Raw genomic sequence first — 26,597 nt, forward strand, 5'->3', positions numbered from 1 at the left:
GGATGAGCACCAAGGACTTCATCGAGAAGGACTACTACAAGGTCCTCGGCGTCCCCAAGGACGCCACCGAGGCCGAGATCAAGAAGGCGTACCGGAAGCTCGCCCGCGAGTACCACCCGGACGCCAACAAGGGCAACGCCAAGGCCGAGGAGCGCTTCAAGGAGATCTCCGAGGCGAACGACATCCTCGGCGACCCCAAGAAGCGCAAGGAATACGACGAGGCGCGCACCCTCTTCGGCAACGGCGGATTCCGCCCGGGGCCGGGCGCGGGTGGCGGCAACTTCAACTTCGACCTGGGCGACCTCTTCGGAGGCGCCCCCCAGGGCGGGGGTTCCGGAAGCTTCGGCGGCGGCATCGGTGATGTCTTCGGGGGCCTGTTCAACCGGGGCGGCGCCACCACGCGCACCCAGCCGCGACGCGGCCAGGACATCGAGTCCGAGGTCACCCTCAGCTTCACCGAGGCGATCGAGGGCGCGACGGTCCCGCTGCGGATGTCCTCGCAGTCACCCTGCAAGGCCTGCTCGGGCACCGGCGACGCGAACGGCAACCCGCGGGTCTGCCCGACCTGCGTGGGCACCGGCCAGGTGGCCCGGGGTTCGGGCGGCGGCTTCTCGCTCACCGACCCCTGCCCGGACTGCAAGGGCCGCGGCCTGATCGCGGAGAACCCCTGCGAGGTCTGCAAGGGCAGCGGCCGCGCCAAGTCGTCGCGCACCATGCAGGTCCGTATCCCCGCCGGGGTGTCGGACGGCCAGCGCATCCGCCTGCGCGGCAAGGGCGCCCCCGGTGAACGGGGCGGCCCGGCAGGCGACTTGTACGTGGTCGTCCATGTCGACGCCCACCCGGTGTTCGGCCGCAAGGACGACAACCTCACCGTCACCGTCCCGGTGACGTTCACCGAGGCGGCGCTGGGCGGAGAGGTCCGGGTCCCGACGCTGGGCGGCCCTCCCGTCACCCTGAAGCTGCCGCCCGGCACGCCCAACGGCCGCACCATGCGGGCGCGGGGCAAGGGCGCGGTCCGCAAGGACGGCACCCGCGGTGACCTGTTGGTCACCGTGGAGGTGAGTGTTCCGAAGGACCTGACGGGGAAGGCTCGTGACGCGCTAGAGGCGTACCGCGAGGCGACCGCGGGTGAGGATCCGCGGGCGGAGCTGTTCCAGGCCGCGAAGGGAGCTTGATGGAGATGGACGGCCGTCGACGCAACCCGTATGAACTGACCGAGGAGACCCCGGTCTACGTCATCTCGGTGGCGGCCCAGCTGTCCGGCCTGCACCCGCAGACGCTGCGTCAGTACGACCGCCTGGGCCTGGTCTCCCCGGACCGCACCGCCGGCCGGGGCCGCCGCTACTCGGCCCGCGACATCGAACTGCTCCGCACCGTGCAGCAGTTGTCGCAGGACGAGGGCATCAACCTCGCCGGCATCAAGCGCATCATCGAACTGGAGAACCAGGTCGCCGCCCTGCAGTCCCGCGTCGCGGAACTCCAGGCGGCCCTGGACGGCGCTGCGGCGGCGATGCAGCAGCGCGAGGCGGCGGTGCACGCGTCGTACCGCCGCGATCTGGTGCCGTACCAGGAGGTACAGCAGACGAGCGCGCTGGTGGTGTGGCGCCCGAAGAAGGCCAAGGACTAGGACTGGGACCAGGAGTAGGACTGGGACTGGGCAGACTCACGCATCAGGGGCCCGGAGGTTCGTCCTCCGGGCCCCTTCGCTGTCCTGTCACCGTGTGGCTCAGGCGCCCGGTGTGGTGATCGCGTAGTCGCCCGCGGGTACGGACTCCGTGCCGTCGGCGGCGACGGCGGTCACCCAGTAGAAGGACGTGGTGCCGCGCTTCGCGCCCGTGTCGATGAAGGACCTGTCGCCACTGGTGAGGTCGGCGAGCTTCTCGTACGCCGACGTGGCCGGGTTCCAGCGGTACACGCGGTAGCCTCTGGCCGCCTCGGGGGCGGATTCGCCGAGCCCGGTCCAGGTCAGGGAGTTGCCCCCGTCGCCCTCCGGTGCCACCGCCTCCAGCTCCAGCGGGGAGCCCTCCGGCGTCGCCACGCTGGGAGTGACGTCGAGTTCCGTCTCCACCACGATGTTGGCCTCGCCGGTCCACTTCCAGCTGGAGAGCCAGTTGTCGTCGTACGCGTCCACGAAGAAGCAGGCCTCCTCGCCGTCCGGCAGGGTCGCGTACTCGTAGGACGTGGTGTCGGCGAACAGCCACTCCACCTCGTGCACGGAGCAGACCTTCTCCTCCTCGTCGCCCACGAGTTCACCCCGGTAGACGAGGTACCGCCCGAGGTCGGGCGCCGGGTTCGGGTCCCAGCTCAGCGTGAATCCGTACCCGGTCGGCGTGGCCTTCAGCCCGGTCACCGCGGGCGGCGGGGTCCGGTCATAGCGGGTCGCCTCGACGGCGGCGGAGCGGACGGACTCGTTGCCCGCCGCGTCCAGAGCGGTCACCCGATAGCTGTAGGAGCTGCCCTCGACCGCCGAAGTGTCCAGATACGAGGCCGTGTTGGCATCACCGACCCTGACGTACGAGGTGCTCCCGCTCGGCGCCCGGTACACCCGGTACGACAGCGCTCCGGTGACCGCGCTCCACGTGAGCCGCAGCCCGTCCGTCACGGACGTGGCCTCCACATCGGTGGGCACGGCGGGGACGGTGCGGTCGGCGGTGACGACAGCTATGTCCGCCGTACCGACCGACTCGTTGCCCGCCCTGTCGTGGGCGCGGACCTCGTAGTAGTAGGTGTCGCCGGTCACCGGGAGGGTCGCGTCGGTGTACGTGGTGGAAGTGGTCGTCTTGAGCGGAGTGCTGCCGAAGGACGCGCCCTTGAGGCGGCGGTAGACCTTGTACCCCGCGAGGTCCATCTCCTTGTTCTTGGACCAGGTGAGCTTGGCCTGGCCGGTGGTCTGGTCGTACGAGACGGAAGTCCCCGTCGGGGTGAGGGGCTTGACCTTGTCGACGGTCGCGGATGTGCGGGGTGTGTAGGCGAACTTGACGCTCGCGGCGCCGGTCCAGTTGACGTAGTCGACGCGGACGCTGTGCTTGCCGGACGGGATCGTGACGTTGACGGTCTTGGAGACGGTCGTGGAGGTGTTCCTCCACAGGTCGATCTTGCGGACACCGTCGACGTACACGCGGATGCCGTCCAGGGCGGAGGCGTTGAGGGCGAAGGGCCCTCCGGAGCCGAAGTCACGGGTGACGGTCCAGCGGACGCCGAAGTTGTTGCTCGGTAGTCCAGTGGCGGGGGCGCCGGTGCCCCAGTTCTGGTCGATCACGCTGTCGCAGTCGGTTTTCTTCGGGGTGCCCGAGAAGGTGGTGTTCGCGTAGAACTGCCGCTTGTAGACGGGGGAGGCGCAGGTCGTCGCGGCGGTGGCGGGGGCTGCGGTGGCGGTGAGCAGGCCGCCCGCGGTGGCGAGCACGACGGCGGTCGCGGCCGCGGAAGTCGTGCGTCTGACTGGGTTCATTCGGTCCTCGGGTCGTGATCAGGACAGCGGGGAGGGAACTGTCCTGATCACGACCCGCGAGGAACGACGTTGGTTGTACGTGACCTCAGTCCTGACTCGTGCTCCTGGAGTTGGCGCGGCTGTACCAAGTAAGTCGTACTCGGCCGCTGGGGCTTCGCCTGCTGGGGGAGGAGGCTGAGTCGCTGGTGCAGCGGGAGTTGCCGTCCCTGTCCACGGCGACGACGTAGGCATGATGTCGTCCCACCAGCCGCCGCGAACGCTGCCGGTTCAGAGCCAGGAGTCCCAGATGCCGTATGCCTCCTGCTCCACTACCTCTTCGTGGCCCGTGGCGTCGATGTAAACGGCGCGGTAGTAGTAGAGACCGAGCCGGTCCTCGTTCACCGTCTCGTCCAGGTAGAACTGCGGGGCGTCGACCTTGCCCGTGGCGAGCGTGGTCCAGGAGCCGGTGGCCGGGTCCCAGCGTTCCCAGCGGTAGTCCGTGTAGTCGCCGCACGGCATGTCGTAGATGGTGACGCCGCAGCGGACGTACAGCTCCGGGTACTGGTCCTCGGTGATGGTCGTTCCCGTCCAGCCCGGCGGCAGGGTGTCCGGCAGCGTGACGGCGACCTCGGCGTAGTGGAAGGTCTCGGGCTCCGGGTCCATGTACACGCGGTCTGTGGCGGCCACGCGGTAGACGTGTTCCTTGCCGTCGGGCAGCGTCGGGCAGAGGATCTCGGTGTCGGCCAGGGAGTCGCCGGTCCAGCAGTTCTCCTTCCAGACCGTCGCCCCGGTCTCCGGGTCGGTGGTGCCCTGCCAGACGTGGTAGCCGATGACGTCGTCGTCGGCCGGCGGGTTCCAGGTGAGCCGGACGCCGAGCGGGATGATCTCGGCCGTCAGATCGGTCACCGCGGCGGGGCGCTGGGTGTCGTCGGTGGTGGCAGTGAGCGGCGCGCTCGGCTGGGAGCGGTGCCCGAATCGGTCGACCACGACGATCCGGTACTCGTACGTGGTTTCGGAGGCGCCGGTGCCGTCCAGGCAGTGCGAGTGGATGACCTGTGCGGCCGTCGCGTAGGAGGGGTCGTACGCGTCCGTCGAGCTGTACGTGTAGCTGTACGGCGCCTCCAGCGGACCCTCGCCGGTGATCTGCGGCGAGCACTGCGTCACGGTCGTGCTCTGCCCGGTCGCCGGGTCCGTACGGACGATCTCGTACGTCGGGAGGTGCTGCTCGTCGGCGGCCCAGGGGTCGGCGCTGCGCCACGCCGTGTTCACGCCCTTCTGCCAGACCTGCCTGGTGTAGAGGCGGTACGGGGCGATCGCCTCGGGCCGGTCCGCCATCTTCAGGGTGACCTCGGCCGGCCCGGAGGCGTTGCCCTTGGCGTCCAGCGCGCGGACCGCGTACCGGTACTCGTCCGCCAGGGCCAGCTTCTGCCGCGGCACCACGTCGGTCGCCGTGGTGGTGACGGTGTCGATGGCGCTCAGATAGGCGCCGGTCGCGGGGTTGTACTGGAGCACCTCGTACTTCGCCGCGTCGGCGTCGGGCGTCCACACCAGATGCGGTACGCCCGCCTCGTACGCGACACGGAGGTCCGCGGGGGCCGTCGGCGGGACCGTGTCCCAGAGGGTGATCGTCGTGGCGGCGGAGTACGCGGACCAGTTACCGGCCGCGTCCCGGGCCCGACCGCGGTACGTGACCTCGCTGCCGTCGGCGGGCTGACCGGCGTCGCAGAAGAAACCCTTCGTGCCCTCGTGCACGGTGATCCACTCACCGGTGGCCGCGTTCTTGCGCTGCGCCTGGTACCAGGCGATGTCGGCCTTGTTCTCGGCCGTCGTGATGAGCTGCGGCCCCGCCAGCTTGTCGTTCGTCGAGCAGACGTCCTGCTCGACGAACGGCGCGGCGGGCGGCGTCTTGTCGACGGTCGTGACGCCCTGGTCCGCCGTACCGGCCGACTCGTTGCCCGTCTTGTCGTACGCGCGGACCTCGTAGTAGAAGGTCTGTCCGGTCGCGGGCGGCGCATCGGTGTACGTCGTCGCCGTGGTCGCGGTCAGCCTCGTCCAGCTGCTGCTCCCCTTGAGACGTCGGTAGACGCGGTATCCGGCGAGGTCCATCTCCTTGTTCCTGGACCAGGTCAGCTTGGCCTTACGCGTGGTGTTGTCGTACGAGACCGAAGTCCCCGTCGGGGTCAGCGGCTTGACCTTGTCGATGGTCGCCGAAGTCCTCGGGAGGTAGCTGAACTTGACACTCGCGCTGCCGGTCCAGTTGACGTAGTCGACGCGGATCGAGTGCTTGCCGGACGGGATCGTGACGTTGACGGTCTTGGAGACGGTCGTGGAGGTGTTCTTCCACAGGTCGATCTTGCGGACGCCGTCGACGTAGACACGGATGCCGTCCAGGCCGGAGGCCTTGAGGGCGAACGGGCCGCCGGAGCCGAAGTCACGCGTGACGGTCCAGCGGACGCCGAAGTAGTTGCTCGGCAGGCCGGTGGTCGGGGCGCCGGACCACGTCTGGTCGATGGCGCTGTCGCAGTCCGTCTTCTTCGGGGTGCCCGAGAAGGTGGTGTTCGCGAAGAACTGCCGCTTGAAGACGGGGGAGGTGCAGCTCACGGCCGCGGTGGCCGGGGCCGCGGTCGCGGCGAGGAGGCCGCCCGCGGTGGTGAGCACGACGGCGATCGCGGTGACCGCCGTCGTGCGTCTGGCGTGGTTCATCGGGTCCTTCGGGGAGTTCAGGTTCCGGGAGTGGCCGAGACCTCGGGGGACAGTGCGGACTCCAGGCCGGCCTGGTTGAGCGTGGCGACGGCGTAGTAGTACGTCGTGCCGTTGGTCAGGCCGGTGTCGGTGTGGCGGTAGTCGGCGGTGTTGTAGGTCGCCTCGGCGTTCTCCTTGGTGACGCCGGGGCTGGTCGAGCGGTACACGCGGTAGCCGGTGACCGGGGACTGGCCATCGGCGGACACCACGATGACCCAGGTCAGCCGGACCTGCCCGTCGCCGGGCACCACCTCGTACACCTCTGTGGCTCCGGGCGGCCCGTGCTCGACCTCGCCCCCGCCCGCGGGAGGCAGCACGGAGTTCGAGGGGGCCGAGCGGATGCCGTATGTGGAGGTGGCGACCACCGCGTAGTAGTAGGTCCGGTCGTCGGCGGTCGCCGTCATCTCGTACGACCTGGCGGTGGTCGAGGCGTACATGTTCGAGGCGTTGGTCGTGTCCACCGGCGTCGTGCGGGAGCGGTACACCGTGTAGCCGGACACGGGAACCGCGCCGCTCTGGTTCCAGACCAGGCTGATCCGGTCGCTGCCGGCGTCCGCAAGGATGCTGAGGGCCGGAGCCCCGGGCGCGCTGCTCGGACCGACCGTCCTGGTGCCGGGGACGCGGGCCCCGGCGTGGGACTCGTTGCCGGCCGCGTCCACGGCCGTCACAACGTAGATGTAAGTTTCCCCCGCCACGCCGGTGGTGTCCCGGTAGGTGACCGTCTGCGTCGTGCCGACGAGGGTGCCGTAGGACTGGGACGACGTGGAACGGTAGACGCGGTAGGCGGCGGCGTCGCTGCCGATGCTCTGCCAGGTGAGCGTCACTCCGTCCTCGTCCTCCGCGACGACGTCGACCCCCTGCGGCACCGCCGGCGCCACCGTGTCCCGGGTCGCCCACACGACAGCGGAGAACACCGAGATGTTGCCGGCCTCGTCCAGCGCCCGCACCTTGTAGGCGAAGGGCACGTCGGCCGTCGCGTCCTTGTCCTCGTACGCCGCCGAACCGGTCACCGCGATGCGGGTGAATGGGCCATCGGCGTTCGACGCGCGGTACACCTCGTACGAGGTGGCGCCCGAAACAGCCTGCCAGGAAAGGGAGTTGGCCGCCTTGGTCGACTTCGCCACGAGATTCTTCGGTGCGCCGGGGGCCGTGCTGTCGACGGTGGTGACCGGCTTGTCGGCGGTGCCCGTCGAGACGTTGCCCGCCTTGTCGACCGCGCGGACCTCGTAGTAGTAGGTGTCACCGGTCGGGGGCGGGGTGTTCGTGTACGACGTCGAAGTGGTCGTCGCGAGCGGCGTGCCGGGGTACGAACTCCCCTTCAGGCGACGGTAGACGCGGTAGCCCGCGAGGTCCATCTCCTTGTTCTTCGCCCAGGTGAGCTTGGCCTTGCCCGTGGCCTGGTCGTACGAGACCGAAGTCCCCGTCGGGGTGAGCGGCTTGACCTTGTCGACGGTCGCGGATGTGCGGGGTGTGTAGGCGAACTTGACGCTCGCGCTGCCGGTCCAGTTGACGTAGTCGACGCGGATGCTGTGCTTGCCGGACGGGATGGTGAGGTTGACGGTCTTGGAGACGGTGGTGGAGGTGTTCTTCCACAGGTCGATCTTGCGGACGCCGTCGACGTAGACGCGGATGCCGTCCAGGGCGGAGGCGTTGAGCGCGAACGGCCCGCCGGAGCCGAAGTCCCTCGTCACCGTCCAGCGGACGCCGAAGTTGTTGCTCGGCAGGCTAGTGGCGGGAGCGCCGGACCACTTCTGGTCGATCGTGGTGTCGCAGTCCGTCTTCTTCGGGGTGCCCGAAAAGGTGGTGTTCGCGAAGAACTGCCGTTTGAAGACGGGGGAGGTGCAGCTGACGGCCGCGGAGGCGGGGGTGGTGGCGATGGTGGAGAGCAGGCCGCCTGCGGTGGCGAGCGCGACGGCGGTCGCGGTCGTCGCGCGTCTGGCTGAGTTCATTCGGTCCTCTAGTCGGGATCAGAACGACGGAAAAAAGCTGCCGTGATCACGACTCGCGAGGAATGAAGTTGGTTGTACGGATCTCAACCTCTGCTGGGGGGCGCATCAAATGGAGGGTCCGTAACGGGGGTTTGGAGGCGAATCTTCCAGCTCTTCACAGGTGAAGCGGAGGGTGATGTTGTCATCTCGTTAAGTAGTTCCGCTTGACGCAGGCGGGCGCGGACGCGTTGGCTTTTCAGTCACCTGGGTCGCAATGCTGCGCCCACGTCCGGAAGACACCAGAAGTGAGCCCCTTCATGCGTCGTACCGCCATAGCTGTGGCCGCGTCCACGATGACCCTGTCGCTCGCCTCCTGTGGCGTGCTCAACGCATCAGGCGAGGCCAGTGACGCGAGCCCGACCAAGGGCAACGACATCACCGTGGGGCTGCTGCTGCCCGAGCGGGCGAACTCCCGCTACGAGAACTTCGACTACCCGATCATCAAGAAGAAGGTCGAGTCCCTCACCCGGAAGCAGGGCAAGGTCGACTACGACAACGCCGACGCGAGCGCCGAGAAGCAGGCGACCCAGCTGCAGCAGATGATCGACGACGGGGTCGATGTGATCCTGCTGGACGCGGTCGACTCGCACGCCATCGCGGACGGTGTGAAGAAGGCCAAGGATGCCGGTATCCCGGTCATCGCCTACGACCGGCTGGCCGAGGGCCCGATCGACGCGTACATCTCCTTCGACAACTCGCTGGTCGGCGAGGTCCAGGGCCGCACCCTCGTCGAGGCGCTGGGCAACGGCGAGGACGCCTCGAAGAAGATCGTCATGATGAACGGCTCGCCCACCGACCCGAACGCCAAGCAGTTCAAGGCGGGCGCGCTCGACGAGCTGACCGGCAAGGTGGACATCAAGAAGTCCTTCGACACCAAGGACTGGGACCCGAAGAACGCCGAGGCCAATATGGCGCAGGCCATCGAGGCGATCGGCGTGAACAACATCGCCGGTGTCTACTCCGCCAACGACGGCATGGCCGGCGGCATCATCGACGCCCTGAAGGCCGCGGGCGTCACCGACATGCCGCCGATCACCGGCCAGGACGCCGAGCTGGCCGCCGTGCAGCGGATCATCAGCGGCGAGCAGTACATGAGCGTCTACAAGTCGTACCCGCAGGAGGCCGAGGCCGCGGCGGAGATGGCTGTCGCCAAGGTCCAGGGCAAGGACATCCAGTTCGACGCCCTCACCCGTGACAAGGTCGACAGCCCGACGACCAAGGACATCCCCGCTCAGCTCGTCCCTGTCGTCGCCCTGACGAGGAAGAACATCAAGGAAACGGTCATCGCCGACGACATCTACCAGCTGTCGGACATCTGCACGAGCAAGCTCAAGAGCGCGTGCGAAGAGCTCAAGCTGGGTTGATCCCGGGCGGAGGGCCGGAGTGCCCGGCCCTCCCGTCGGCTCATCCCACCCGGGTGAACTCCACCGTCACCTCCGGTGGGCCGCCCGCCACGCCCCGGTAGATGCCCTTGTGCGGCGTCACGTCGTCGTAGTCGCGGCCCCGGCCCACCACCACGTGGGACTCGTCGGGCCTGGTGCGGTTCGTCGGGTCGTAGCCGCACCAGTCGCCTGCCCAGTACTCGACCCAGGCGTGGCTCTGTCCCTCCACGGGGCGGTGCAGTTCGGCCTCGCGCTCGGGGTGGAGGTAGCCGGAGACGTAGCGGGTGGGCAGGCCGATGGCGCGGAGGAGGGCGATGGTGACGTGGGCGATGTCCTGGCAGACGCCGGCGCCCTGCTCCCAGGCCTCGGCGGCCGATGTGGTCACGCCGGTGGCGCCGGGGATGTAGGAGACGTGGTCGGCGACCAGCCCGGACACCGCGATCGCCGTCCCGTGCGGGTCCAGGCCGGCGGAAACCTCCCTCGCCCGCTCCACCAGCTCCGCCGGGACGGTCGTACGACTGGTTGCGTTCGCGAATTCGAGGAGGCGGGAGTTGGCGGTGCGCGCCGCTATCCCGGTCCAGTCGGGGGCGTCGGGCAGGGGGGCCGTCGGGGTCGTCTCGACGAGGCTCGACGCCGTGATCGTGACGTCGGCATGCGGGTCCATGAGGTCGAAGCCGGTCACCTGGGTGCCCCAGTAGTCCCAGTACGACCAGGTCGCCGTCGCCGGGGCGATGCTGACCCGGGCGTCCAGGGTGGTCTGGCCGGGCAGCGTCAGCGGGGTCATGCGGACCTCGTTGTGGGACGAGGCGGCCGGCTGGGCGTACGAGACCTTGGTGATGTGCTTGATGCGGAGGCGGCGGGTCATGCTCACGCTCCTTCCTGGGCCCACTCGACGGGCCCCTGGTACGGGAAGAACCGCTCCGCCACCGCTTCGGCGGAGGCCATGCAGGACTGCCGCAAGTCGGTCAGCAACAGGGGTAGTTGCTCTTCCAGGGTGTGGGAGTCCAGATACTCCAGGCGGGTGCGTATCCGCCCGATCGGCCGGCGCGCCGGGTCCTGGCGGGGGCGGCCCAGCGCCGTGAGGCACTCCTCGGCCGTGGTCAGCGCGTGCAGCGCCGAGCGCGGGAAGGCCCGGTCCAGGAGCAGGAACTCGGCGACCCGCGGGCTGTCGCCGAAACCGGTGTGCACGCGCGCGTACGCCTCGTCCGCGCCGCTCGCGCTCAGCAGCGTCGTCCAGTCCGGGGCGTGGGCGGCGTCCAGCACACGCACGGACAGCAGCCGTACGGTCATGTCCACCCGCTCCAGGCTCCGGCCCAGCACGACGAAACGCCAGCTGTCGTCCCGGCTCATGGTGGAGTCGGCGAGCCCGAAGAAGAGGGCGGCCCGGCTGCGGACCAGCTCCAGATAGGCGTACGGGCCGGTACGGCGGGCCGCGCGCCGCTGTTCGGCGAGCGCGTGCCAGGTCGCGTTGAGGCACTCCCACATCTCGGAGGAGACCGCCTCACGGGCGCTGCGCGCGTTCAGCCGGGCCGCGCCCAGCGCGCCCTCGATGGAGCAGGTCGAGTGGGCGTCGAACGCGAGCTGGTCGAGGACCTGCTGCATGTCGACGCGCTCATCGCCCGCGTCGACGCCGAGGATCGCGTACAGCGACCGGCAGGCCGCGTCCTCGTCGCGCCAGGGGTCCTCCAGCATGCGGTGCAGATACGCGTCGAGGATGCGCCCGGTGGCGTCCGCCCGCTCGACATAGCGGCCGGTCCAGGTCAGCGCCTCGGCTATCCGGGACAGGATCACGTCGTTCACTGCTGCGCCCCTTCCTGTACGACGGTGGGGGAGCCGTCGGGTCCGAGCTGGCGGGGTGCGACCTCCGGGAGGCCGCCGGCGGGCGCCGGGGCGGGCCCTTCGGCGGGGCCCTCGGCCAGCACCCACGTGTCCTTGGAGCCGCCGCCCTGGCTGGAGTTGACGATCAGGTTGCCCTCCTGGAGGGCGACCCGGGTGAGGCCGCCGGGGAGCACCCAGATGTCGTTGCCGTCGTTGACGGCGAAGGGGCGGAGGTCGATGTGGCGCGGCGCCATCCGCTCGCCCGCCAGGGTGGGGGAGGTGGACAGGGCGACCGGACGCTGGGCGATCCAGCCGCGGGGGTCGGCGGCGACGGCCTTCCGGGTCCGCTCCAGGGTCTCGGCGTCGGCCTTCGGCCCGATGACGATGCCCTGCCCGCCCGCCCCGTCGACCGGCTTCACGACCAGCTGGTCGATCTGGTCGAGGACGGCCTCCAACTGCCCTGGTTCATCGGGCCGGTAGGACTCCACATTGGGGAGAATCGGTTCCTCACCGAGGTAGTAACGGATGAGATCCGGGACGTACGTGTACAGCAGCTTGTCGTCCGCGATCCCATTCCCCACGGCATTCGCGAGTGTGACATTGCCCGCCATGGCGGCGCTCAGGATGCCGGGGCAGCCGATCACCGAATCGGGCCGGAAGTGCAGCGGATCGAGGAAGTCGTCGTCGAGCCGCCGGTATACGACATGGACGGGCACCTCACCACGCGTGGTCCGCATCCAGACCCGGTTGTTCCGGCAGACCAGGTCGTGCCCCTCGACCAGCTGCACACCCATCAGCCGGGCGAGCAGCGCGTGCTCGAAGTAGGCGGCGTTGCTGGGCCCCGGGGTGAGGACGACGACGCGGGGGTCGACCGTGCCGCCGGGTGCCGCGACCCGCAGCGCGGCGAGCAGCCGCTGCGCGTACCCGTCCACCGGCAGCACATGCTGCTCCGTGAAGAGCGAGGGGAAGATCCTGGTCATCGCCCTGCGGTTCTCGATGACGTACGACACCCCGCTCGGGACCCGCACATTGTCCTCGAGCACCCGGAAGTCCCCGGCCTCGTCCCGTACGAGGTCGATGCCGGCGACATGGATGCGGACCCCGCCGGGTGGTTCGACCCCGTGGGCCGCCCGGTGGAAATGAGCGGAGTTGAGCAGCAGCCGCCAGGGCACGACGCCGTCCTCAAAGGCGCGGCAGTGCCCGTAGGCATCGGAGAGGTAGGCCTCCAGAGCGCGCACGCGCTGGGCCACCCCGCGCTGGATGAGATCCCATTCCAGAGCGTCGAGGATCCTGGGCACGAGATCCAGCGGCCAGGGCCGTTCCTCGCCCGCGAAGGCGTAGGTCACCCCACGGTCGGTGAACGCCCGGGCCATCTGGTCCGCCCGGAACCGCAGCTCACTCGGCTCGATCGGCTGCAGAGCCGCCAGCACCGGCTCATAGGCGGTCCTGACCTCACCCGGCCGCACAAACATCTCGTCCCACGCATCGGCCAACGCGTATGCGTCAAATATGTCCGCCATGACTGGACGTTAAGCGCGGTACGTAACACGGCGATCACCCGGTGATTTCGGGCAGCTCACGCGGCGCTCGGGATTCCCCGCGCCGAAGCCGCCCCGGGCGTACGCCACGCCACCATCACCTTGTTGCAATTCAACGGACGGAGGCGCGGAGATAGCCGGGCAAAGAGGCCGAATATCACCGCCACGCGAGGAGGAGGCGTGTTGCGGAGCAGGTCCGGTCCGTTCATAGTTGCGCTGCAAAGAGGCTGAACCGGGGGTGGGATGGGCGATGGCCGGGCACGGGACGGACGAGCATCCACACGGTGCTGACCGACTGTGCGAGGCCGGGGATCGCGTGTATTCCCGGGCCGTACGGCGGGGCCGCGTGCGGCGTCAGGACGCGGAGCCGGTGCCGTGCCTGCTCGAACTCGCCCTGCTGCATCCGGACCCCGACGACATGGACTGGCTGGTCCCCACCTCCCCGCAGGAGGTCATGACCCGGCTGCTGCGCGGGGTGTACGACGAGGTCAGCGCGAGCCAGCGGCGGGTCGGGTCGGTTGTGGCGGCCGTGGAGCGGTTCGCCGGACTCGGCCCGCGCCTTTCGTCTGTATCCGCCGAGGGCACCTCGATCCGGGTCCTCGACGGTCTCTCCCGCATCCAGGCCGCCATGGACGAGGCGACCGAGGCGTGCACGTCGGAAGTGCTGACCGTGCAGCCGGGCGGCATCCGCCCCGAACACGAACTGACGGAGGGCCTCCATCGCGCCCTGGCCCTGCGCGGCCGGGGCGTGCGTATGCGGGACCTGTACACCCACGTCGCCCGGCACGGCCAGGGCCTGCTCAACTACCTGGAGCTGATGGGCGACGCGGTGGAGGCCAGGACCCTGGACGAGGTCATCGACCGGCTGATCCTCTTCGACCGCACGGTGGCTTTCATCCCGGCGAACGCGGACCGCACGCTGGCGCTGGAGCTGCGTCATCCGGCGCTCGTCGGCTACCTGGTGACCGTCTTCGAACGCCTGTGGCGACTGGCGATTCCGCTGACGGCTCCCCTCCCGGACACCGGGATCGAAGGCATCTCACACCGGGAGCAGTCCATCGCCGCGCTGCTCGCCGAGGGCCACCAGGACGCGGTGATCGCGGAGCGGCTGGGGATCAGCGTCCGCACATGCCGTGCCCACATCGCCCGACTCTCGGAGACCCTGGGCGCGGCCAGCCGCACCCAACTGGGCGTCCGTATCGCCCAGGTGGGGCTCGACGGCCCGCCCCGCTCCCTCACGCTTCCCGGTCAAGAATCCCCGACTGTCCGATGAGATAGCCCAGTTGGGCACGGCTCTCACTGCCGAGGGTGGCCGCGAGTTTGGCGATGTGTACGCGGGCGGTGCGGATGTTCAGACCGAGGCGCTGGGCTATGACGGCGTCGGTGTGGCCTTCGATGAGGAGGCTTGCGATGGCGCGCTGGCGGGGGGTGATGCCGTCGAGGGTGGGGCGTTCGACGGCTTCGGGGTACATGGGGGTGGCCAGGCGCCAGAGGCGATCGAAGGTGGTGGCGAGGTAGCCGACGATCGCGGGGTGGCGGATCTCCAGAGCCACGGTGCCGTCGGGGTCGGCGGGGATGAAGGCGACGGTGCGGTCGACCATGATCATGCGGTCGGTGATCTCGTCGAGCGTGCGGGCCTCGGCATCTCCCCTGAGCTGCTCGTAGCGGGCCAGGACGAGGGGCATCTGGCGCTGCGTGTGCTGGTAGAGGGTACGGATGCGGCCGCCGCGGTCGAGCAGGGCCTGATCGCGGGCGAAGGCCACGGACTGGGCCGTCTCACCGCGTCGGTCGGAGTAGTGCGTGTTGGGCTGGACGCAGAGGACTTCGCGGGTCGCGTCGGCCATGGCCTGGCTGATGGCTCGGTTGATCTGCTCCGTACCGCTGAGGGCTGTGATGGTCGGGGTGTCCGTCGCTGCCGTATGGCGGCCCTTGACCCGCATCAACGGTTGGAACGTGGCTGCCAGCCGCTCCTCGATACGTCGCTCGTCGGCGATGCGGTCCTCGACGACGCGCAGCAGACGATGGAGGGCAAAGGCCGGCGCGTTGGGGAGCAGCCATCGCAGGTCCCCGGCGTCCGGCTGCAGCAGTCCGAAATCGATGAGACAGGGCGTCGCTGCCACGGCCCCGGCACGCACGCGCCCCTCGCGCAGGGCGTGGGCGTACAGCTCCAGGCCCGCGTCGCACATCTCCTCCGCTCCGTGTGGGTGCGCCTCTGTCACGTGTGGCTGTCTCCTCGCTGTGCCTATTGGTCCTGCTTGAGGATCCCCGACTGAGCTATGAGATAGCCGAGTTGGGCACGGCTGCCACTGCCGAGGGCGTTGGCCAGTTTGGCTATGTGGGCCCGGCAGGTGCGTACGTTCATGCCGAGGCGGCGGGCGATGGCCTCGTCGACGTGGCCCTCGACCAGGAGTTTGGCGATGGAGTGCTGGATGTCGGTGATGCCGTCGGAGGCCGCCTCGTACGGGGTGCCGGCACTCAGGGGGACGGATCGGTCCCACAGGTACTCGAAGAGCTTGATCAGATAGCGGATGATGCCGGGGTGGCGCAGCTCCAGGGCAACCTGTTGATCGTCCCGGGCGGGGATGAAGGCCACCGTCTCGTCACAGATGATCAGGCGTTCCACCAGCTCGTCGATGGTGCGGTACTCCGCCTTGCCGTCGGAGAGCCGAGCCGCGTAGGCCAGTTGCTCGGGGTTGTACCGGGCCGTGTGCTGGTAAAGGGTGCGGATCCGCACCCCGCGCTCGATCAGCGGCTTGTCGCGCTCCAGCCCCTGCTCCAGGCTGCGCTCGGACATGCGGTCGCTCGGCTGGACCGTGAGCATCTCGGTCTGGCACTGGGTCGTGGCCATGTTGAGCGCGGCGTTGATCCGCTCGCCGCCTTCCAGCACCGTGATCGAGTCACTGGTCGCGACCACCTGGGTACTCAAGGCCATGTAGGGCTGAAAGATGGTTGACAGTTCGACCGCCAGCCGCCTGCGCTCGGCTATCTCGTGTTCCAGGGGATTGAGCTGCCGGGACAGGGCGATCACGGGGGGTACCGGGAGCAACCAGTTCGGGTCGTCGGGATCGGGATGGAGCAGGGCGAATTCCACCAGGCAAGGGGCGGGCTCCACATCTGTCCGAGCGATGCGTCCGGTACGCAGAGCGGCGGCATACAGGCGGCTGCCCTCCTCGCACCACTCGGTCATTGAATGGGGATGTGTCGCCTTTGTCTCATTCGTCACCAAATCTCCACCCCCCAGGGTCCTGAACATGCAGGAACATGATGCATCGATTGTGTGGTCATGACGTGCCTGAATGAGCCATCGTCTTACCTGACGGGGGAAAAGGGGACCTTCAAGTGAGGACGAAGCCGACTATGCGTAACAGAATGCTTCGATCGCTGCTTGTCGCCGCCTTCTCCACCGTTGTGGCCCTCGGTGCGCTGAGTGGCTTCTCCGATGTGAAGGACGATGCTCGGGCGAACAGCAGCTGGCCGAACGTGGCCGTTAACGCCGAAGCCGGCAACACGAACGCCACGACAGATGGAGCCGGGAGCTGACGTGACCACCCCACCCGACGACCGCTCCTTCCGCCGTGAAATGGCGACCGCCTACCGCTCCGGCTGGCACTTCATCGACCTCGCCACCGCCATCCCCCACAGCGGTGACTCGCTGATGGTGACCGTCTTCGGTGAGCCGGTCGTCGTCACGCGGGACGAGGACGACGACGTCCGGGCGTACCGGTGTCTGCGGCGTCCTCGGGGGGCGCCGCAGCCGGTGAGGTGTGCCATCCGATACGGAATGATCTTTGTGAACCTCGACCAGCGTGACCACCAGCTGGCCGAACCCGAGGCCCCGGCCGCCCCACAGGCCGTCCCAGCCACCCCCCGCAGTGCCTGACGCGATTCCCCCGTCGTAACAGATCGCTCAGGTGCTTCCCCCCGCAGCGGCGTCACCGTGACCTGAACACGGTGACGCCGCTGCAGTTTTGCGGGATATTTCGGGACATCGATGCGGTCGGTCTGTGGCTGGAAAACACTGCGATCACCCGAGTCGGCCGAGCCGGCCGAGTCCCGGGAATGTATGTCCACGACGCCTGAACTCAGCCGCCGAACCTCCCGTACACCCCCTTGAGTGGAATAGACTCAACTTTGTGTACGTTGCTCACGTCAGTGTGGACGGCTGACGCCTAGGAGGAGAACGGATACGTGGACGCCGAGCTGACCAACCGGAGCCGGGACGCCATCAACGCGGCCAGTAACCGGGCCGTACAAGAGGGACACCCCGATCTCACCCCGGCGCACCTGCTGCTCGCACTGCTCGCGGGCCAGGAGAACGAGAACATCACCGACCTGCTCGCCGCCGTCGACGCCGACCAGGCCGCCGTACGGGCCGGCGCGGAGAAGATCCTCGCCGGGCTGCCCAGCGTGACCGGGTCCACCGTCGCGCCGCCGCAGCCCAGTCGTGAGCTGCTGGCCGTGATCGCGGACGCGCAGGCCAAGGCCAAGGAGCTGGGGGACGAGTACCTGTCCACCGAGCATCTTCTCATCGGTATCGCCGCGAAGGGGGGTCAGGCCGGCGACGTACTCTCCCAGCAGGGCGCCAGTGCGAAGAAGCTGCTGGAGGCGTTCCAGAAGAGCAGGGGAGGGCGACGGGTGACCACACCCGACCCCGAGGGCCAGTACAAGGCGCTCGAGAAGTTCGGCACCGACTTCACCGCGGCGGCGCGGGAAGGCAAGCTCGACCCGGTCATCGGGCGGGACCAGGAGATCCGGCGGGTGGTGCAGGTGCTGTCCCGCCGGACCAAGAACAACCCCGTGCTCATCGGTGAGCCCGGCGTCGGCAAGACCGCCGTCGTCGAAGGGCTCGCCCAGCGGATCATCAAGGGTGACGTGCCCGAGTCCCTCAAGAACAAGCGGCTCGTCGCACTCGACATCAGCGCCATGGTGGCCGGGGCGAAGTACCGCGGTGAGTTCGAGGAGCGGCTGAAGACCGTCCTCGCGGAGATCAAGGACTCCGACGGACAGATCATCACCTTCATCGACGAGCTGCACACCGTCGTGGGCGCCGGCGCCGGCGGGGACTCCTCGATGGACGCCGGCAACATGCTCAAGCCCATGCTCGCCCGCGGTGAGCTGCGCATGGTCGGTGCCACGACCCTCGACGAGTACCGCGAGCGGATCGAGAAGGACCCGGCGCTGGAGCGCCGCTTCCAGCAGGTGCTGGTCGCCGAGCCGAGCGTCGAGGACACCATCGCGATCCTGCGCGGGCTCAAGGGGCGGTACGAGGCCCACCACAAGGTCGTGATCGCGGACAGCGCGCTGGTCGCGGCCGCGACGCTCTCCGACCGGTACATCACCTCCCGCTTCCTCCCCGACAAGGCCATCGACCTGGTCGACGAGGCGGCCTCCCGCCTCCGCATGGAGATCGACTCCTCGCCCCTGGAGATCGACGAACTCCAGCGTGCCGTCGACCGGTTGAAGATGGAGGAGCTCGCGCTGGTCAAGGAGACCGACCCGGCCTCGCGCGAACGGCTGGAGCGGCTGCGGCGCGATCTCGCCGACAAGGAGGAGGAACTGCGGGGCCTGACCGCCCGCTGGGAGAAGGAGAAGCAGTCCCTCAACCGCGTCGGCGAGCTGAAGGAGAAGCTCGACGAACTGCGCGGGCAGGCCGAACGGGCCCAGCGCGACGGCGACTTCGACACCGCCTCCAAGCTGCTGTACGGCGAGATCCCCACCCTGGAACGGGACTTGGAGGCCGCCTCGCAGGCCGAGGAGGAAGCCTCCAAGGACACCATGGTCAAGGAGGAGGTCGGTGCCGACGACATCGCCGACACCGTCGCCGCCTGGACCGGCATCCCCGCTGGGCGCCTCATGGAGGGCGAGACGCAGAAACTCCTGCGTATGGAGGAGGAGTTGGGCAAGCGCCTCATCGGCCAGCAGGAGGCCGTGCGGGCGGTGTCCGACGCCGTCCGGCGCAGCCGGGCGGGCATCGCCGACCCGGACCGCCCCACCGGCTCCTTCCTCTTCCTCGGCCCGACCGGCGTCGGCAAGACCGAACTCGCCAAGGCGCTGGCCGACTTCCTCTTCGACGACGAGCGGGCCATGGTCCGGATCGACATGTCGGAGTACAGCGAGAAGCACAGCGTGGCCCGGCTCGTCGGCGCCCCGCCCGGCTACGTCGGCTACGAAGAGGGCGGCCAGCTGACGGAGGCGGTGCGGCGGCGGCCGTACAGCGTCATCCTCCTGGACGAGGTCGAGAAGGCGCACTCGGAGGTCTTCGACATCCTGCTCCAAGTGCTGGACGACGGACGCCTCACGGATGGACAGGGACGGACGGTCGACTTCCGCAACACGATCCTGATCCTCACCTCGAACCTGGGCAGCCAGTTCCTGGTCGACCCCATCACCAGCGAGGCGGAGAAGAAGGAGCAGGTGCTCGAGGTGGTCCGCGCCTCTTTCAAGCCGGAGTTCCTGAACCGTCTCGACGACCTGGTCGTCTTCTCGGCACTGACCAAGACCGAACTGGAACGCATCGCCAGGCTCCAGATCGACCGCCTCACCAAGCGACTCGCCGAGCGCCGCCTCACCCTCGAGGTGACCGACGAGGCCCTGACCTGGCTGGCGGACGAGGGCATGGACCCGGCCTACGGCGCCCGCCCGCTGCGCCGCCTCGTCCAGACCGCCATCGGCGACCGGCTCGCCAAGGAGATCCTTGCGGGCGAGGTCAAGGACGGCGACACGGTGCGGGTGGATTCCTTCGGGGACGGGCTGATCGTCGGCCCGGTGACCGGCAAGACCCTGTGAGGGGGCGCGGGGGGCTCCCGGAAGGGGCCCTCCGTGTCACCCAGCCACCACCCACACCGCGAGCAGCGTGAGGACGCCTGCCACGAGCGCCGCCGGCAGCCCCAGGATGAGGGAGACCACCCACCACCTGGTCCGACCCACCGCCTCGCCACTCTGTGTCATCGCCATGAGCCCCACCCTTCGTGCAGCGGACGTCCCCTACCGGACAGATCCTGTCAGCTGACGGCTGACACTTCCTGTCGGGGTTGCCAACCGGGTCCCCCAGTGGGGGAGGATGGCGGAATCCGTACGAAGGGAAATTCACGGTGACCATCGACCCGTCCTCGATTCCGAACTTCGGGGGCCAGCCCGAGCCGCAGCCCCAAGGACCGGCGGGCCCCGTCGTCCCGGATCAGGACCTCGTTAAGCAGCTCCTCGACCAGATGGAGCTGAAGCACCTCGTGGACGAGGAGGGTGACCTCGTCGCACCGTGGGAGCAGTTCCGTACGTACTTCATGTTCCGCGGCGAGGGTGACCAGCAGGTCTTCTCGGTGCGGACGTTCTACGACCGGCCCCACCAGATCGACGAGAAGCCGCAGCTGCTGGAGTCCATCGACGACTGGAACCGGCGGACCCTGTGGCCCAAGGTGTACAGCCACACCCATGACGACGGCACCGTCCGCCTGATCGGCGAGGCCCAGATGCTGATCGGCACGGGCGTGAGCCTGGAGCACTTCGTCTCGTCCACGGTCAGCTGGGTGCGGGCCGCGATCGAGTTCGACAAGTGGCTCGTGGAGCAGCTCGGCCTCGAGCAGGAGGTCAACGAAGCGGAGAAGCCCGAGGACGACGAGTAAGTCAAGTCCTGGTCTTCAGCGGAGCCCGGCCAGGGCATGGGCCATTGCGGCCGCATGCCGGGGTCGGGCTTTCGCCGTCCACAGCCTGTGGAAAACTCTGCTGATCTCAGCCGGTCAGCGCCTTCAGCCGCTTCACCGCCTCCTCCAGCACGTCCGTCTGCTTGCAGAACGCGAACCGTACGAAGGGTGCGCCCGCCTCCCGGTGGTCGTAGAAGACGGCGTTCGGGATGGCGACCACCCCTGCGCGTTCGGGCAGCGCGCGGCAGAAGGCGAAGCCGTCGCTCTCGCCGAGGGGGCGGATGTCGGTGGTGATGAAGTAGGTGCCGGCGGGCTTGAACACCTCGAAGCCGCTCTCCGCGAGCCCCGCCGCCAGCAGGTCCCGCTTGACCAGCATGTCCTCCCGGAAGGCCGTGAAGTACGTGTCCGGGAGGTTCAGCGCCTCGGCGACCGCGTACTGGAACGGCCCTGAGGAGACGTACGTCAGGAACTGCTTCGCCGAGCGCACCGCCGTGACCAGCTCCGGCGTCGAGGTCACCCAGGCGACACCTCGTTCGTACACTCATTCACATGTCGCGCAACAAGCCCACCAGGGGCAACACCAGCACCGCCATCCCCGGTGAGCCGGCGGCGATCTACTGCCGCATATCCCAGGCGGACGATGACGACCAGACCGGCGTCGACCGCCAGGAGCGCATCTGCCGTGAGATCGCTGAACGGCGTGGCTTCGTCATCGATCCCGCCCACGTCTTCGTGGACAACAGCCGATCCGCCTGGAGCCGCAAACGGAAGCGTCCCGGCTGGGATCGCCTGCTGGAAGACGCCCGGAATCGCGGCTTCCGGCACATCATCGCCTACCACCCCGACCGGCTCATGCGGCAGCCCCGGGACTTGGAGGAGCTGCTCCAGGTCTCCGACGACCACGCCATCACGCTCCACGGTGAGGCGAACCGGCGGGACCTCTCCGACCCCGACGACCGCTTCATCCTCCGCATCGAGGTCGCCCACGCCTGCCGCTCCTCGGACGACACCTCGCGGCGGCTGAAGTCTGCGATGCAGGACCGGGCGCGGGAGGGGAAGCCGCAGGGCGGCGTGCGGCGGTTCGGCTACACCAAGGACGGGATGACGATCGTCGAGGAGGAGGCCGAGATCGTCCGGGAGGTGTTCGATCGCTATCTGAAGGGCGAGGGCGCGGCGCCCATCGCGAAGGACCTGCACAGCCGGGGCATCCGCACTGCCAGCGGCAAGGCATGGAACAGCGGCACCGTCCGTGCCCTGCTCGACTCCCGACACGTTGCCGGAATCCGCATGCACCAGGGCGAGGAGGCTGGCCCCGGAACCTGGCCCGCGATCATTGACGCGGGCGTGTGGGCGGAGGTGCGGACGCGGCGCGAGTACCGGTCGGCGGTGCACCGGGAGGCGCTTAGCAAGCCGGCGCAGCGGTACTACCTGCTGCGGGGGCTGGTGATGTGCGGGCGGTGCGGGACGCTGATGTCCGGCAATGCCAAGGGCACCGGGCCGGTCTACCAGTGCAACCGCAGGGGCCGGAACGACGAGAAGAAGTGCACCCGGTCGATCATGGCTCAGACGCTGGAGGACTTCGTCGTCGACGCCGCTGTCGAACTGCTCGGCAAGCTGCGGGTGGACGGTCGGCTCGCCAGCAGCAACCTCTCCGAGAGCGTGACCGAGGAGCTGGAGGACGACCAGCGGCAGCTCGGCGAGCTGAACCAGATGTGGACCGAGAAGGAGATCTCCACGGCGGAGTACCGCAAGATGCGCAAGGAGATCACCGATCGGATCGCCAAGGCGCAGCGCAAGGTCGTCGTGCGGCCGATGGTGCTCCTCGACGGCCTCACGGGCGCGGGCGCGCGGGCTGCCTGGAACGCCGAGGACATGACGGACGAGCGGCGCAACGCGGTGCTGAGGTTCCTGTTCTCCGGGGTGGTCATCGACGAGCCGAAGAAGTTCGGCCGGTACATGGACTGGGACCGGATCGGCATCGAGCAGAACCCGCTGTAGCGGGTTGGCGGCCCAGCCCTCGCGAAGTCCCGCTGGGGGCTCGGGGAGGCAGGGCGTGGGTCGAACGACGTCCTCAGGCGCAGCGTCGCCGCCTTCGTGTCGTGTCCGCCCGCTTCTCAGTCCTGCCCAAGTGCGGGTAGGGGAAGAGTAGTTGGTGCTCGGGATCGAGAGCGGCTCACGGTGTCGAGCCTGCGCGCAGCCAGGCAACATAGCCGATGATCGCCGGTTAGCGAAACCGGGGATTCTCCGGATCATTTGACGTCACTCACCGCCTGCCCGCTCGCTCCGCGTCCGGCAGGTGGATCGCCGCCCCGTATGCCCTGAGGACGTCTATGCCCCAACGACAGCCACAGCCACAGCTCGCCGAGATCCAGTCCGATCTTGGCATCGCCCCCGAGTGCGACTCCGGCCGCCGCCAGAAGCCGGATGAGGCCAGGGAGGCCGCTCTCCGGCGCGTGTGCGACGGGTTCACCGCGACGATCAGCCCGCGGAGCGCGGCTCGGCTCGCGGACCTGCTCTCCGCCGCGAGCTATGCCCAGGCGGCATGACCATGCCCGCTTCGGCAGCCTGGGATTCGGCTCTTCCGCTCCGGAAATGCGGCACAGGACGCGTTCGCCCTGAGCTGTTCGTTTTCTCGGCGTAGTGCTGGACTTGTGCCTGGTGGGTGTGGCTGTGTTGGTCGTGCGCCCGGGACGCTGGTTCCGGAGCCGCGAATCCCCGACACGCCATCGCGGGGGCCAAGGTGCCCCTTGCACACGCCTGCGCGCAGCGGTGCTGGCCACCGCAGCCGCGCCAAGAACTCCAAGTCGCGCCCCCTTCTCGCGCGCCGCCCCAAGAAGACCCCCGGCGCAGCCTTCCGCCTCGACATAGGAGCCGCCTCCAGATGAGCCTTGACGCCCGCGAATGGGTGTGGGACCACAGCCGCAGCAAGGGCACCGCCCGTATGGTCCTCGCCCTGATCGCCGACCGGTGCCCCGACCGGCGCTGCATCGCGTACGCGTCCGTGCCCACCCTCATGAAACGCGCCAACGCCTCCCGTACGGCCGTGCGTGACGCCCTGGCCAAGCTGATCGCCGACGGGGAGCTGGCCGCGCTCATCGGCCGCAAAGGGCCGCGCGGAGAGACGTACTACCACCTGCCCGACGCGGCCCGATTCCTGGCCGAACAGGTCGCCGAGGGGGATCAGGATCTGACCCTCCTGGGGGATCGGGTTCCGACCCTGGAGGGACCGGAATCCGACCCTGTCGACGCCTTCGACGGAGGGTCGGAATGTGATCCCCCGGTGCGGAATCCGACCCCTGGGGGGTTCAGATTCCGGCCCGGTGGGGGTGCGGATTCCGACCCCCAGAACAGAAGAGAACCGAAGGTGAACGGTAAGAGCAGCAGCTCTGCCCCGCTCATCTCCGCCACCGAGTGGCAGATCGACGACGACGCCCGGGCCTGGCTCCAGCACCACGGCCACCTCGACCGGCTCGGCGAGCAGGCCCTCCACGCCGCCGACGAGAAATGGCGCACCTACCGGGCTCCATGGGCGCCCCGTACCGCCGCCGCGTGGGCCGCCGACTGGCGCGCGTGGATCGCCCGCGAACACCCCCCCACCCCCGAACGCCCGCGTCTACGCGCCTTGCCCGGTGGCAACGCCCCTGCCCCAGCCATCGGCATGAGCCGCTCCGAGGCGCACATGGCCGCCCTGCTCGCCGCCCTCGACGAACCGAACGAAACGGAGTGACCACCCTGCAACGACGCGAAGTCGCCGCCGTCCTCGCTTACATCGGCCGCCTCGACCCCCGCGCCATCCGCACCGGCACGAACGATGTTCGTGACCAACTCGTCCAATGGCACGAGCTGCTCGGCGACGTGCCGCTCGCGACGGAACACGGCTGGGATGTCCGCGAGGCGCTACGAGCACACGTCCTGGACTCCCCGTACCCGATGCTGCCCGTGGACATCGCCCGCAAGTGGCGCGCGTACCGGCGCGACCGCCTCGACCGACACACCGACCCCACCCCGTACGCCGATCCGGACGACTCGGTGTCCTGGCGTGCCGAGTTGCTCCGCACGCGGCACGCTGTCGCCGCCGGAAGGGCCGAGCCCTCGACGCACCGGCAGATCACCAGTGATGCCCCGCACCCGGACATCGAATCCCGCCTCGCCGCCATCGGAACGTGCATCCCGCCGACCATCCGCGCCGAACTGGCCCCCTACCGGCCGGCCCGGGCCGCACGCGAGGCAGCTGTTGCCGCGGGACAGCCCGACGCCCTCAGCGTTCCGTGCCAGTGGTGCCACGCCGCCCAGGGCGAGCCCTGCCGCTACCGGCGCGTCGGTCTCGACGGCCGCGCTCGGGGCAACGCGCCTCGGGCGACGCCCCACCCAACCCGCGTGGAGCTCGCCGCGGCGGAGCGCGCCCGGGAAGAAGCGGCGTGACCCACACTGACTCCCTGCTGCGGACGCGCAGATCACACGCCGGGACCTGCCTGCACGGACCCCGACACCTGTCTGAACCTCGTCACCGGCAGCCTGGCCGGCTGGCCAGGGCCGACGGCGTCGTCGGAGGAGCCGAGGGCTGGCCGCAGACCCGCCACTACGCCTCAGTACGCCACCTCACCGCCGTCGGTTGACCCCGCTCTCGGCCCGCGTAGCCGATCACGCGCGGGGCCCCTAAGGAGGCCCGCGCGTACGCCCCTCCGTGAATGCTCCTCATTCCCTCGCCTTCCCCCTGGAGACCGTCTGCATGGCCCTCGGCAACACCGCACACACAAGCGCCGACGGCGGCATCATGCCGCCCCTGCCTCACTGGACCACCCCGTCGGTTGCCAGCGCCCTCCTGGTCCTTGTCGTCGTCCTGCTCGTTGGACGGCTGCTGCGTCGACGCGCCCAGAAGCCCGGTGCCGGGCGGCGACGTGGCAGCGCCGCCATCCCGGTCGCGGCTGTCGCGGCCATCGGCTGTACCGCCTACAGCGCGGACACCAGCTGGCGGTTCGCCGCCGACTACCTAGACATGGGCGGCACCGTCGAGCGCGCCGCGATGTTCGCCGTCGCCGAGCTTGCCCTGTTCGCTGCCGCGCTGATGGGCCGGATGAACCTCAACGGCCCGAAGCAAGCGCCCGGGGTGCCCGGCACGCTCACCTGGGTGATCACCGGCGTGCAGATCGTGCCCGCCTACGCCGAGTCCGGGCTGGTCGGCGGCACTGTGCGGGCCTTCGTCGGCCCGGTCCTGGCGGCGGTGCTGTGGCACCTGGCCATGGGCATCGAACTACGCAACCGCAGCCCGCACGCCGACTCCCGCAGCCTGACCGCCGTCCTCGCCCGGCAGGCGCGCGAGCGGCTGCTGGCTCGCCTGGGCGTCGCCGACCGGGACGCGGACGCCGCCCGGATCATCCGCGAGCGCGCCCTCGACCAAGCCGTCACTCTGATCCTCCGGGCAGAGTCCATGGCACCCGACAAGCGCGCCAAGCGGCGCGGCCGGCGCCTCACCCACCGTCTGCACCAGGCCCTGGAGCAGGCCGACGTCGACCGCGACGAGCGCCAGGACCAGCTACTGCTGCGCAAGCTCGCCACCCGCCAACAGGCGCTCGCCTTGGCCGCCGTTCCGCTGCCTCGGCGTTGGCCCGGCCTCACCCCGGACACGACGGGTACCTCCACGACCACCCGCCCGCGGGCCACAGCGGCAAAGCGGGCAGAGAATCCGGGCTGCCCGCCCGAGACCGATGCGGGCGATGACGCCGCACACCGGGCTGCCCGCCCGGAGCCCGAAGCCCGCCCGCACCGGCCCGCCCGCACTTCCACGAGCCCGGACCTGAAACCGAGCGAGGAACCGCCGGACGCCAATCCGGGGGAGGTCGCGCGGGCGAAGCCGAATCGACCGGGCAACAAGCCGCGGGCGACACCCGCTCTTCTCACCGAGTACGCCCATCGCATCTTCCGTGAAACCGGGCGTCTCTCCCGCGACCTGCTGGAGGAAGCCGTGCGCGAGGACGGTTACAGCGTCGCCAGCGACACCGCCGGAGAAGTCGTCCGCACCGTCAAGGCCGAGCTGAAGGCCGCTCGCGCCAGCCACCCCCAGTGAC

The 26,597-nt window shown here is 69.3% G+C and carries 21 protein-coding genes and 1 pseudogene; 12 read left to right on the plus strand and 10 right to left on the minus strand.

Features of this window, described 5'->3' with window-relative positions; genetic code table 11:
- Positions 1-2 precede the first annotated feature (2 nt).
- Both dnaJ and AB0I98_RS15890 read left to right on the plus strand, forming a co-directional pair.
- Complete coding sequence (gene dnaJ / locus AB0I98_RS15885) at positions 3-1,175, plus strand: molecular chaperone DnaJ (protein ID WP_210579846.1); 1,173 nt, start codon at positions 3-5, stop codon at positions 1,173-1,175.
- Positions 1,176-1,180: 5 nt separating this feature from the next.
- Positions 1,181-1,627 carry a helix-turn-helix domain-containing protein gene (locus AB0I98_RS15890; RefSeq protein WP_003999354.1) on the plus strand — a complete coding sequence of 149 codons (447 nt, stop codon included), beginning with the start codon at positions 1,181-1,183 and terminating at the stop codon, positions 1,625-1,627.
- 99 nt (positions 1,628-1,726) lie between these two features.
- On the opposite strand, the gene AB0I98_RS15895 is transcribed toward AB0I98_RS15890, so the two are convergent.
- The 3 genes from AB0I98_RS15895 to AB0I98_RS15905 form a co-directional block, all read right to left on the minus strand.
- Complete coding sequence (locus AB0I98_RS15895) at positions 1,727-3,448, minus strand: PA14 domain-containing protein (RefSeq protein WP_362941158.1); 1,722 nt, start codon at positions 3,446-3,448, stop codon at positions 1,727-1,729.
- Between the two features lie 267 nt (positions 3,449-3,715).
- A complete protein-coding gene (locus AB0I98_RS15900; RefSeq protein ID WP_362941161.1) occupies positions 3,716-6,130 on the minus strand; it encodes a PA14 domain-containing protein in 2,415 nt (804 codons plus the stop codon).
- Between the two features lie 17 nt (positions 6,131-6,147).
- Complete coding sequence (locus tag AB0I98_RS15905) at positions 6,148-8,118, minus strand: fibronectin type III domain-containing protein (RefSeq protein ID WP_362941164.1); 1,971 nt, start codon at positions 8,116-8,118, stop codon at positions 6,148-6,150.
- A 296-nt stretch (positions 8,119-8,414) separates the two neighbouring features.
- Here AB0I98_RS15905 and AB0I98_RS15910 point away from each other — a divergent pair, with 296 nt between their 5' ends.
- Positions 8,415-9,521 carry a substrate-binding domain-containing protein gene (locus tag AB0I98_RS15910; protein WP_362941167.1) on the plus strand — a complete coding sequence of 369 codons (1,107 nt, stop codon included), beginning with the start codon at positions 8,415-8,417 and terminating at the stop codon, positions 9,519-9,521.
- Between the two features lie 40 nt (positions 9,522-9,561).
- Here AB0I98_RS15910 and AB0I98_RS15915 read toward each other — a convergent pair whose 3' ends face one another.
- The 3 genes from AB0I98_RS15915 to AB0I98_RS15925 are packed head-to-tail and all read right to left on the minus strand — an operon-like array spanning position 9,562 to position 12,877.
- Complete coding sequence (locus AB0I98_RS15915; protein WP_362941170.1) at positions 9,562-10,404, minus strand: transglutaminase family protein; 843 nt, start codon at positions 10,402-10,404, stop codon at positions 9,562-9,564.
- A 2-nt stretch (positions 10,405-10,406) separates the two neighbouring features.
- Positions 10,407-11,339, minus strand: a complete 933-nt coding sequence (locus tag AB0I98_RS15920; protein WP_362941173.1) for an alpha-E domain-containing protein — start codon at positions 11,337-11,339, stop codon at positions 10,407-10,409.
- Complete coding sequence (locus AB0I98_RS15925; RefSeq protein WP_362941176.1) at positions 11,336-12,877, minus strand: circularly permuted type 2 ATP-grasp protein; 1,542 nt, start codon at positions 12,875-12,877, stop codon at positions 11,336-11,338. Before AB0I98_RS15925 ends, AB0I98_RS15920 begins: the two co-directional genes overlap by 4 nt.
- 268 nt (positions 12,878-13,145) lie before the next feature.
- Here AB0I98_RS15925 and AB0I98_RS15930 point away from each other — a divergent pair, with 268 nt between their 5' ends.
- Complete coding sequence (locus tag AB0I98_RS15930; RefSeq protein ID WP_362941179.1) at positions 13,146-14,168, plus strand: helix-turn-helix transcriptional regulator; 1,023 nt, start codon at positions 13,146-13,148, stop codon at positions 14,166-14,168.
- Here the strand turns inward: AB0I98_RS15930 and AB0I98_RS15935 are convergent.
- Positions 14,131-15,114, minus strand: a complete 984-nt coding sequence (locus AB0I98_RS15935) for a helix-turn-helix transcriptional regulator (RefSeq protein ID WP_362941182.1) — start codon at positions 15,112-15,114, stop codon at positions 14,131-14,133. The genes AB0I98_RS15930 and AB0I98_RS15935 overlap by 38 nt on opposite strands.
- Before the next feature lie 23 nt (positions 15,115-15,137).
- Complete coding sequence (locus AB0I98_RS15940) at positions 15,138-16,082, minus strand: helix-turn-helix transcriptional regulator (protein WP_362941185.1); 945 nt, start codon at positions 16,080-16,082, stop codon at positions 15,138-15,140.
- Positions 16,083-16,436: 354 nt separating this feature from the next.
- On the opposite strand from AB0I98_RS15940, the gene AB0I98_RS15945 reads away from it, so the two are divergent.
- Together AB0I98_RS15945 and clpB are read left to right on the plus strand one after the other, a co-directional pair.
- On the plus strand, positions 16,437-16,775 hold the full coding sequence (locus AB0I98_RS15945; protein ID WP_362941188.1) for a hypothetical protein: 339 nt from the start codon (positions 16,437-16,439) through the stop codon (positions 16,773-16,775).
- A gap of 308 nt (positions 16,776-17,083) precedes the next feature.
- Positions 17,084-19,681: an ATP-dependent chaperone ClpB gene (clpB, locus tag AB0I98_RS15950; RefSeq protein WP_362941191.1), complete on the plus strand. Its 2,598-nt coding sequence runs from the start codon at positions 17,084-17,086 to the stop codon at positions 19,679-19,681.
- Positions 19,682-19,717: 36 nt separating this feature from the next.
- Here the strand turns inward: clpB and AB0I98_RS15955 are convergent, their stop codons facing one another.
- A complete protein-coding gene (locus AB0I98_RS15955; protein WP_362941194.1) occupies positions 19,718-19,849 on the minus strand; it encodes a hypothetical protein in 132 nt (43 codons plus the stop codon).
- Positions 19,850-19,986: 137 nt separating this feature from the next.
- Between AB0I98_RS15955 and AB0I98_RS15960 the strand changes: the two genes are divergently transcribed.
- Positions 19,987-20,514 carry a YbjN domain-containing protein gene (locus AB0I98_RS15960; RefSeq protein WP_210579884.1) on the plus strand — a complete coding sequence of 176 codons (528 nt, stop codon included), beginning with the start codon at positions 19,987-19,989 and terminating at the stop codon, positions 20,512-20,514.
- A 106-nt stretch (positions 20,515-20,620) separates the two neighbouring features.
- Here the strand turns inward: AB0I98_RS15960 and AB0I98_RS15965 are convergent.
- Positions 20,621-21,052 (minus strand): annotated as a pseudogene (locus AB0I98_RS15965) (aminotransferase class I/II-fold pyridoxal phosphate-dependent enzyme); the annotation flags it as partial.
- 29 nt (positions 21,053-21,081) lie between these two features.
- Between AB0I98_RS15965 and AB0I98_RS15970 the strand changes: the two are divergent.
- The 5 genes from AB0I98_RS15970 to AB0I98_RS15990 all read left to right on the plus strand — a co-directional run bounded on the left by AB0I98_RS15970 (position 21,082) and on the right by AB0I98_RS15990 (position 26,596).
- Positions 21,082-22,530 carry a recombinase family protein gene (locus tag AB0I98_RS15970; protein WP_362941197.1) on the plus strand — a complete coding sequence of 483 codons (1,449 nt, stop codon included), beginning with the start codon at positions 21,082-21,084 and terminating at the stop codon, positions 22,528-22,530.
- Between the two features lie 332 nt (positions 22,531-22,862).
- Entirely contained in the window at positions 22,863-23,078 is a 216-nt protein-coding gene (locus tag AB0I98_RS15975) for a hypothetical protein (protein WP_362941200.1), read from the plus strand.
- Positions 23,079-23,413: 335 nt separating this feature from the next.
- Entirely contained in the window at positions 23,414-24,259 is an 846-nt protein-coding gene (locus AB0I98_RS15980; protein ID WP_362941203.1) for a helix-turn-helix domain-containing protein, read from the plus strand.
- Positions 24,260-24,264: 5 nt separating this feature from the next.
- Positions 24,265-24,954: a hypothetical protein gene (locus AB0I98_RS15985; RefSeq protein WP_362941309.1), complete on the plus strand. Its 690-nt coding sequence runs from the start codon at positions 24,265-24,267 to the stop codon at positions 24,952-24,954.
- Between the two features lie 352 nt (positions 24,955-25,306).
- Complete coding sequence (locus AB0I98_RS15990; protein ID WP_362941312.1) at positions 25,307-26,596, plus strand: hypothetical protein; 1,290 nt, start codon at positions 25,307-25,309, stop codon at positions 26,594-26,596.
- Position 26,597 lies beyond the last annotated feature (1 nt).

It is taken from the genome of Streptomyces sp. NPDC050211 (assembly GCF_040656035.1).
Lineage (GTDB): Bacteria > Actinomycetota > Actinomycetes > Streptomycetales > Streptomycetaceae > Streptomyces.

Excerpts from the sequence above, each read along its gene's own strand:
- AB0I98_RS15890 (WP_003999354.1), top strand. The coding sequence starts at position 1,181 with ATGGACGGCCGTCGACGCAACCCGTATGAACTGACCGAGGAGACCCCG.
- AB0I98_RS15940 (WP_362941185.1), bottom strand. The coding sequence starts at position 16,082 with ATGACCGAGTGGTGCGAGGAGGGCAGCCGCCTGTATGCCGCCGCTCTG.
- AB0I98_RS15930 (WP_362941179.1), top strand. The coding sequence starts at position 13,146 with ATGGCCGGGCACGGGACGGACGAGCATCCACACGGTGCTGACCGACTG.
- AB0I98_RS15925 (WP_362941176.1), bottom strand. The coding sequence starts at position 12,877 with ATGGCGGACATATTTGACGCATACGCGTTGGCCGATGCGTGGGACGAG.
- AB0I98_RS15910 (WP_362941167.1), top strand. The coding sequence starts at position 8,415 with ATGCGTCGTACCGCCATAGCTGTGGCCGCGTCCACGATGACCCTGTCG.
- AB0I98_RS15955 (WP_362941194.1), bottom strand. The coding sequence starts at position 19,849 with ATGGCGATGACACAGAGTGGCGAGGCGGTGGGTCGGACCAGGTGGTGG.
- AB0I98_RS15915 (WP_362941170.1), bottom strand. The coding sequence starts at position 10,404 with ATGACCCGCCGCCTCCGCATCAAGCACATCACCAAGGTCTCGTACGCC.
- AB0I98_RS15970 (WP_362941197.1), top strand. The coding sequence starts at position 21,082 with ATGTCGCGCAACAAGCCCACCAGGGGCAACACCAGCACCGCCATCCCC.
- dnaJ (WP_210579846.1), top strand. The coding sequence starts at position 3 with ATGAGCACCAAGGACTTCATCGAGAAGGACTACTACAAGGTCCTCGGC.
- AB0I98_RS15990 (WP_362941312.1), top strand. The coding sequence starts at position 25,307 with ATGCCGCCCCTGCCTCACTGGACCACCCCGTCGGTTGCCAGCGCCCTC.
- AB0I98_RS15975 (WP_362941200.1), top strand. The coding sequence starts at position 22,863 with ATGCCCCAACGACAGCCACAGCCACAGCTCGCCGAGATCCAGTCCGAT.
- AB0I98_RS15980 (WP_362941203.1), top strand. The coding sequence starts at position 23,414 with ATGAGCCTTGACGCCCGCGAATGGGTGTGGGACCACAGCCGCAGCAAG.
- AB0I98_RS15895 (WP_362941158.1), bottom strand. The coding sequence starts at position 3,448 with ATGAACCCAGTCAGACGCACGACTTCCGCGGCCGCGACCGCCGTCGTG.
- AB0I98_RS15900 (WP_362941161.1), bottom strand. The coding sequence starts at position 6,130 with ATGAACCACGCCAGACGCACGACGGCGGTCACCGCGATCGCCGTCGTG.
- AB0I98_RS15905 (WP_362941164.1), bottom strand. The coding sequence starts at position 8,118 with ATGAACTCAGCCAGACGCGCGACGACCGCGACCGCCGTCGCGCTCGCC.